Source organism: Aerococcus sp. L_32 (genome assembly GCF_050689315.1).
On the sequence record NZ_JBOEQF010000109.1, the window covers coordinates 1 to 7,068 of the forward strand.

Sequence of the window (7,068 nt, forward strand, 5' to 3'; positions counted from 1 at the left end):
CCTAGTCGCCTTTGGTAACAAGCAAAAAATCGACGACTCAAAACAAGTATTTAATCATAAACGTACGATTTAAGCGAAAAATTAAAAGAGAGAAAAAAGATTTCATTTCGAAATCTTTTTTCTCTCTTTATTTAGTTGATTGAGATCTGTATTGTCCCAGTCTTATCTCCATATTTAAAAGATAATATGCCACGGCATACAATGAGAATAACAAATAAAAACCTAGAAAAATATTCAAACTGTAAATTGAAAGTAACTATTAACGTATATGCAACATAGATGATTAACAATAAAAGTAATAGCATATTCATTTAAGTAGTTCAGTTTTGGAGTACAAAAAGTGAAAATGTAAACCTAAATGAGTATCAAATTGCAACTGAATTTGATACTCGTTTTTTATTGTTAAATCAACGTTTGTTGTTAATTTACACCACAAAATGTAAGTTAAAATGTATATAAAAATGCGAACGTGAAATAATTATTGTAGGAATGCAAATTGGTGTGTTAAAATGGTTACAATTTACTAAGCAAAAAGGGGTGCATTTTCCTATGCAATTTCTTGAGCCAAAAAATAAGAACGCTAAGTCTGTGGATTGGGAAATATCAGAGCAAGTAAGGGTGATAGTTAAGCAATACGCTGAATATGCAGAGCGTACTGAAAGCGAAGCAGTGGATGAATTCTTATTGAACATTTTAGACGATAAGAAGTTTATTGAATGGATTGCCAACAAGCGAAGTAATAAGCGGATTGTTGAAAAAATGGGTATCAAAGATAGAGTGGGTTGATAGACAATGACCAAGCTTAAAAGATTAGCCACGAAGGAAGATGAAATTGTAGATGTTAAAATTCCGATTTCAAACGAAGAATTAAAAGATAGGGCTAAACAATATGATTTATTAACTCCAAAACGATTTGCAACAAGGTATAACAAAATGTTGTTCTTGCCAACGTCTTTTAAATGGAACGGTTCTGAATATCCCATTCAATATAATTACTGCATCAATCCGTTTTGTTGTAATTTTGGGAAAGAACAGCACAAATTCAAAGATGTAAAAGGGAAACCAAGTCGATATAAAATGACTGGTAGTTCCAAAGATAAAGGTCATAAAGGTATGTACTGCAATGACAATCCTATTGGCAGAGGTGTATCGCAAAACTGTACAGTAACCCCTTTATCTAATTGGTCTGTTGTTGAAGAAATTAAACGCCTTATAGAAATCAATAGCATCCAAGATGTTGAGCCAGATTATCAATTTCATAAAGAAGGCTGCTCGGAAGAAGAATCAACCCCATTCAATGAGCCGAAGCAATTTTACAAAAGGGGGAAAAGTAGGGGCAAATCTCAACGCTATCAATGTAAGGCGTGTAAGAAGTTCACTAATGTTCTACCAAAAAGAGAAGAAACCACTACTTATCACCAACAAAAGAACACCATTCTTCCAATGTTCGCTAAGATGGTTGTTGGAAGGGTTTCAGTCAGTCGTACTTGTGATATTTTAGGAATTGGAGTTGGAACCTACTATCATAAGCTGGAGTGGCTGTATAGGCGTTGTTTGGAGTTTTTAGAACGATATGAGACACAACCCCTTCAAACAAAGAAATTTAACGAGATGTGGCTTAATACGGACAAGATGCACTACTACCTAAATAACGTCCGTAAGAAAGGACAAGGTTCAAAGAAATATACGGGGTTTGAAGACCTTAATATGCAAACGTATATAGTTGTATCTGCTGAGGTCTTATCAAGATATGTGTTCCGTTCTGATGTTGCCTATGATTGGAATATTTCAATGGATGAATTAAATGAAGATACAAGAAAATTCAAAGAAGACCATCTCAATACTTTTAGTCGTAAAAATGATAGGTTAGATTGGTCTTATTATCCACAAGAACCATCCGCTAACGATAGCGAAAATAGGAATGCTTATCTTCACGAATTAGGGAAAATTACTAATAGGAGTAGATTTGTCGATGGTTTAAATGTTGATGCTCCTTATACTACAACTGCTCACTATTGGTTAATTAAACAAATGGTTAATGCCGACGAATGGCGAATGATTAGTGATGATGACTTCTCTATTAGAAACGCCTTTTATAGAGTATTCACGAAAGAATTAAGGTTGAGCGATGCACATCATTTTATTTGCCAAGTTAACAAGACGAAAAGCAGAAAACAATGCTTAAAAGAATTCGGACAAGCAAAAGCAGAACTGCTCGATTGGGGAGATATCAGAAGATTCAAAACAAAGTTTCTACGGACTTTGGCATCTCATTATCTAACTGAATTACTAACAAGTCATCAATTCCACGAAGAGGCTATTAGTAAAGATGGAGAAAGATATCGCAAATATGCCGATAACCCTATCAAACATCCATTAGCCACTAAGGATAAAGGATTTTATTCAGTTGATTGTAGAACGGATTTATCTGCTCTGGAACCAAACGAAATCGCAAAGATGCTATTAAATGTTAATGACCATTCGACCAATAGCTTTATTCAACAGATAAGACGTTATATATCATCTCTTGAAAGACCATTAACAACAGCTCGTGGTGATAAGAAGAGCTATATTTACGCTAACTTCAATCCGAAGTATGCTCAATTTGCGATTACAATTCTAAGAACTTACTACAACTTTTGTCGCCCTTTTAAATCAGCGGATAAAAAGGTTTTGACACCTGCTCAAAGATTAGGGATTACAGATAAACAATTTGATTGGAAAGATATAATTTATTTCAAATGACAAAAAGAGCTTGGAGTAATCCCAAGCTCTTGTGCTTTATCTTTACTGTTCTTCTTCAATTAACGCACCCGTTAACTCAATAAGTTTTTTCTTTCATATACATGAAAATAGTAGTTATACGGATTTTTATCATTCTTTATCCCTTTTTGGGCAAATACCTCATTCCATTCCTCATAATTCACTTCTGGAAAAAAAGTATCTCCTTCGAATTCATGATGTATTTTTGTGATGTACATTTTCTCAACATAAGGGAAAAACAAATTATAAATCTGTTCTCCTCCGAAAATAAAAATTTCTTCTTCGTTTTTACATAACTCAAAAACATCTTCTATTGAATGAACAATTTCACAACCATTAAAGGTAAACCCCTTATCTCTCGTCAGAATAATATTTCTTCTGTCAGGTAAGGCTCTTCCGATTGATTCAAGGTTCTTCCTACCTAATATTATCGGATGTCCCTTTGTAGTATTTTTAACATATTCCCAGTCCTTGGGAATCCTCCAAGGAATGTCATTCTCTTTGCCAATCACTCTATTCTTATCCATCGCAGCAATCAAAGAAACTTTCATTTATAACACAGCCTTTTTAACTAATTTACCATCTAATTTCTTATTTCTATCAAAAAACCTTTTCTCATTATCCTGCCCGTTAGTTGAATAAGCAATTTTTTCTATAAGTTATATTATCATAATACCACAAAATCACAAATTTTCATTCAATTATCATTTTCAATTGCATTTTATAAATCATTTTGTATGTAATTTGGTATGTAAGTTAAAATGAAAAAAGTAGTCCATTTTGAAGTACATTTTGTCATTTTGTACTCCAAAACTGAACTACTTAATATTCATTCATCGTTTTTTTCTTTTAACACGTATTTTCTATCTCTTTTCGTGTGCAAATAGACCATACTCTTTGAAAAATGTTATTCTTTTGCTTATTGGAGCCCTAAAGCTTCACCAAATGTGAGTGCAATAAAGGCCAAGAGCAGCAAGACCCCGCCAACAACCTTCAAACGGGCTTGTTGGGCAGCAGTCATGCCTTCAGGGGTTTGCCCCTTCCAGACGATATAAACATTGACTAAAATACATAAAATGGCAAAGATGGTTCCGACTAAATAACGGCTCATATAGACTCCTTTAACTATAATTGTGATAATCTCACTTCGACAGAAGTTGTTACAGCTTGATTGTTGATACGACTAGTCCCAGAAACGGTCCACTCGATGGATTTAATTTCATTCGTATAACGGTCAGTCACCAATTGAATTTGGTGGATAGCGTCGTTGTTGTAAGAATCACTCACAATACCATTCAATAAATTGGTTAATTGCTCATTTTCCCCAGAGAAAGAAACCGTTTGGTCACTTAAAGAACCGGTCCATTCACCAATTGTATCAAGTGTCGTTAATATACTGTGGATTTGACTAAGAGATAGGACATTTAAACGGTCTAGGTGAGAGTCATTGGTTAAACTTTGTTGCCATTCGCTGCCATTTTCCTTGTAGGTAGATTGGGCGTCGTGTGATTGAACTTGTAAGATGGCATCATCACTGCCAGAAGCAAGATCTTTTTGAATAAGTGTTCCAGAAAAGTTATCAGCATTATCATAAGAAAGGGTCGACATAACCGTTTCAGTGTTTGCGGGTTCAGTAGTTACCTGTACGATGGTCGTAGATTGCTTGTAGGATTGGGTTTCAGTTAAAGTTTCATTGACCGCATTACCTAGTTTAGTAGAAGATTCGCGCGCTTCAACGTGGTTACCAACTAGTAACATGATGCTCGCCAATAAAACCCATTTTAATAGTTTTCGCATTTCAGGCACCCTTTATATTTATATTTTTAATATTTCGAAGATTGGGAATGTTTATGGCGATATACGCCAAAGGTGGTTTCACCTAATGTCTCCATTCTATAGGACTTTTGTGAAGATTTAAAGACCATTTGCTTAAAATATCACATTAATTTTCCTTGATTTCAACCGCTTGGAAGGGGTCACAGATTTTGAAAAAATATTTGCTGTGTTTTGCTGATTTATAGCGTATAAACTAGCAAGAGCTTTAAAAAATGCTAATACGATAGCTTGGCAAAGCTAAAATTATCTCATTGAAGAAACTTTCGGTATAATAACTGTAATGTGATATTGAATCTAATCAATCCACAAAGCAAGAAACTGAAATAGAGTCGTGAAAAAATAGGCATAGGCATTAAGATTAGGCGAAAGCGGGGGCTAATGATATGGTGATGAATGGCGTATTAATGCAGTATTTTGAATGGGATTTACCTGATGATGGTAGCTTATGGAAAAAGTTAGCGGAAGATGCAGAACACTTGGCATCAATCGGGATTTCTCATGTGTGGATGCCACCAGCAACTAAAGGTCAATCGAGTAGTGACGTTGGGTATGGGACGTACGACTTATTTGATATTGGAGAATTTGATCAAAAAGGGACGGTTCGTACCAAATACGGGACCCGCCGAGAATATCAAGCGGCCATTGATGCCTTACATGAACAGGATATTTGGGTGCTAGCGGATGCCGTTTTAAACCATAAGGGTGGGGCTGATGAAACGGAAGTATTCCAAGCCTACCCAATGAACCCAACAAATCGACAAGAAAAGCTTGGTGAAGCTCGAGATATTGAAGGTTGGACCAAGTTTACCTTCCCAGGTCGAAATGGTGAATACTCAGATTTTATTTGGGATTTTAACTGCTTCTCTGGGATTGACTTTGATCAAAAAACTGGTGAAAGTGGTATTTTCATGATTAAAGGTGAGAATAAAGGTTGGGCAGATGATGAAGCAGTGGACGGAGAGAATGGTAACTTCGACTACTTAATGTTTGCCGATATCGATTATGGTAATCCTTATGTTCAAGAAGAAGTCTTAAAATGGGCGCGTTGGTATTTAGATTCTTTTGATTTAAATGGCTTTAGATTGGATGCCTTAAAACATATCGATTTTGCTTTTATCGACCAACTAATATCTGCTTTACGAGAAAGTAATCCAGATATTTATGTTGTAGGGGAATACTGGCAAAGTAATACCGGTGTACTTTTCGATTATTTAGCGGAAACGGATTACCAAATTGACCTATTTGATGTGGCCTTACATCAACGTTTTAAACAAGCAGCTGCATCTTGGGATCAATTTGATATGGGATCACTGCTTGAGGGATCACTCTTAAAAGATCGACCGGATCTAGCTGTACCATTCGTCGATAATCATGATTCTCAGCCTGGACAAGCCCTCGAGTCGTGGGTAGATGAATGGTTTAAACCGATTGCTTATGGTCTGATTCTCTTACATCAATCAGGCTTACCAGCTATTTTCTACGGAGATTATTATGGTATTGAAAGTATCGACTACAAAGGTTTCCAAGAGACCTTAGATAAGCTTTTAGCCTTAAGACGGGAAAATGCCTACGGTGATCAACATGATTATTTTGATCATAAAAATTGTATCGGTTATACCCGAACTGGCGATGATGAACATCCAGATGGACTCGCTTTTATCGCAACCAATGGTGAACAGGCGAAGAAGCGTATGTATGTAGGAGAACTCCATGCAGGAGAAGAGTGGGTAGACGCGATGGGTGAAATTGAAGGATCGGTAACCATTGAAGAGGATGGTACTGGTGTATTTAAAGTACATGCTGGGTCAATGTCCGTTTGGGTAAATAAGTCTGATGCAGAGCATATTGACGGTGAAGCAGATGAAGATTTTGAAGAAACTAGCTATCTTGAAGAAACCCCTACTGAAGAAATGGTTGAACCGGATGTAGAAGCAGCACAAGTGGCAGATGCGGAAGTAGCTGCTGCTGACCAGAGCGAGTAAGTAGCACTGAATCCATAGGGTCTAACGTTTAGAAATCTGCTAATCAATGGTACAATAGGTCAGTAAAATTCAAGTATGGGTAGTAAAGGATGGAATTTGTTTATGACAGTAGAAAATACACGAGGATTTGAGAAAATCTCGGCCTATGCCAATGATGAGGCGATTACATTACCAAGACGTTCAACAACTTTATCGGCTGGCTATGATATCGCAGCGGCTGAAGATATTATTGTACCGGCAATGTGGAAGACTGGTGTGAAACATGTGCTAAAAGACCTTGCGCATTTAAATGTAGCAGGTGAAGTAGACGAAAGTGCTATGAAACCAGTGCTTGTGCCAACAGGTTTGAAAGCTTATATGGGCGAGAATGAATACTTACAATTAGCTTGTCGGTCTTCAAACCCGCTTAAACGTGGGCTTTCATTACCTAATGGGGTAGGTATTGTTGATGCAGATTACTACAATAATGAAAATAATGAAGGTCATT

7 protein-coding genes are annotated in these 7,068 nt (G+C 36.3%); 4 read left to right on the forward strand and 3 right to left on the reverse strand.

The annotated features are described in order from the left end of the window. The first annotated feature begins 549 nt into the window (after positions 1-549). Positions 550-786, forward strand: a complete 237-nt coding sequence (locus tag ACRCJ0_RS07995) for a hypothetical protein (protein WP_001159903.1) — start codon at positions 550-552, stop codon at positions 784-786. Between the two features lie 6 nt (positions 787-792). Next, complete coding sequence (locus tag ACRCJ0_RS08000) at positions 793-2,745, forward strand: transposase (protein WP_431390116.1); 1,953 nt, start codon at positions 793-795, stop codon at positions 2,743-2,745. A 71-nt stretch (positions 2,746-2,816) separates the two neighbouring features. Here the strand turns inward: ACRCJ0_RS08000 and dfrG are convergent, their stop codons facing one another. From dfrG to ACRCJ0_RS08015, 3 genes are all read right to left on the reverse strand, one after another. Further along, positions 2,817-3,314 carry a trimethoprim-resistant dihydrofolate reductase DfrG gene (gene dfrG / locus ACRCJ0_RS08005; protein ID WP_000868795.1) on the reverse strand — a complete coding sequence of 166 codons (498 nt, stop codon included), beginning with the start codon at positions 3,312-3,314 and terminating at the stop codon, positions 2,817-2,819. A 368-nt stretch (positions 3,315-3,682) separates the two neighbouring features. Continuing rightward, positions 3,683-3,874, reverse strand: a complete 192-nt coding sequence (locus ACRCJ0_RS08010) for a hypothetical protein (RefSeq protein ID WP_070468511.1) — start codon at positions 3,872-3,874, stop codon at positions 3,683-3,685. A 14-nt stretch (positions 3,875-3,888) separates the two neighbouring features. Continuing rightward, on the reverse strand, positions 3,889-4,560 hold the full coding sequence (locus tag ACRCJ0_RS08015; protein WP_431390117.1) for a hypothetical protein: 672 nt from the start codon (positions 4,558-4,560) through the stop codon (positions 3,889-3,891). A gap of 425 nt (positions 4,561-4,985) precedes the next feature. Between ACRCJ0_RS08015 and ACRCJ0_RS08020 the strand changes: the two genes are divergently transcribed. Both ACRCJ0_RS08020 and ACRCJ0_RS08025 read left to right on the forward strand, forming a co-directional pair. Beyond that, complete coding sequence (locus tag ACRCJ0_RS08020) at positions 4,986-6,581, forward strand: alpha-amylase (protein WP_431390119.1); 1,596 nt, start codon at positions 4,986-4,988, stop codon at positions 6,579-6,581. A gap of 102 nt (positions 6,582-6,683) precedes the next feature. Further along, positions 6,684-7,068 (forward strand): dUTP diphosphatase (locus ACRCJ0_RS08025; protein WP_431390118.1); only part of this gene is annotated, 385 nt, incomplete at its 3' end.

Bases quoted from the DNA above. Each gene is read 5' to 3' on its own strand.
- ACRCJ0_RS07995 (WP_001159903.1), top strand. From the start codon at position 550: ATGCAATTTCTTGAGCCAAAAAATAAGAACGCTAAGTCTGTGGATTGG.
- ACRCJ0_RS08000 (WP_431390116.1), top strand. From the start codon at position 793: ATGACCAAGCTTAAAAGATTAGCCACGAAGGAAGATGAAATTGTAGAT.
- dfrG (WP_000868795.1), bottom strand. From the start codon at position 3,314: ATGAAAGTTTCTTTGATTGCTGCGATGGATAAGAATAGAGTGATTGGC.
- ACRCJ0_RS08010 (WP_070468511.1), bottom strand. From the start codon at position 3,874: ATGAGCCGTTATTTAGTCGGAACCATCTTTGCCATTTTATGTATTTTA.
- ACRCJ0_RS08015 (WP_431390117.1), bottom strand. From the start codon at position 4,560: ATGCGAAAACTATTAAAATGGGTTTTATTGGCGAGCATCATGTTACTA.